Below are 634 nucleotides of genomic sequence, written 5' to 3'. Positions count from 1 at the left end.
GTTCGTTGTCGCGGCGTCTRCCGGACTATTTGTTGCAGCATGATGCACCGAAAGAGCCCAACGATCTCGCCAATCACAACTGCCTGATTTACCGAAGCTGGGAGCGTGACTACACCAGTTGGGCGTTTCGTCGCCAAGGAGAGCACCTTAGCGATTAAGGTGTCGGGTAATTATTCGGTCGATCTGGCTGAGGCGGTTCGGGATGCGGCGATCTCTGGGTGGGGAATTGGCTATCTGGCGACCTACTTGCTCGGTGATGAATTTAGAACGGGGAAACTGATTCAACTGTTGCCAGATTGGCGCGCGAATCAGGAAATGCCATTTTACGCTGTGTATCCTAGCCGCCAGCATATGCCGAAAAAAACCTCTGCTGATCATCGATTTCATTAAACAAAAAATCGGTACGCCGTGTCATTGGGACAAACAGCTTGAGCCCTAGTCAGCTTTCCCGATTAGATGTGATTTGAGTCACAAATATTTTCTTATTCCAGAAACATATTTCCATATGGAAACAATAAAATCGAGGCAAACGTTTATCTTGTTTTTATTCAATGAGTTAAGTGCTTTGGTTTTATTGCGTTTTTCTAATGAACCACCTTGTTAACATTCTCGACTTGCATCTTACGAGGCTGGT

General features: G+C 46.1%; 1 pseudogene. It reads left to right on the top strand.

Annotated elements, in window-relative coordinates:
• Positions 1 to 439: pseudogene (locus CIK04_RS29570) on the top strand (substrate binding domain-containing protein); the annotation flags it as partial.
• Positions 440 to 634: the final 195 nt, after the last annotated feature.

Source organism: Vibrio sp. 03_296, from assembly GCF_002265885.1.
Note: the sequence above shows the minus strand (reverse complement) of the source record. Positions and strands in the feature narration are given on the sequence as shown.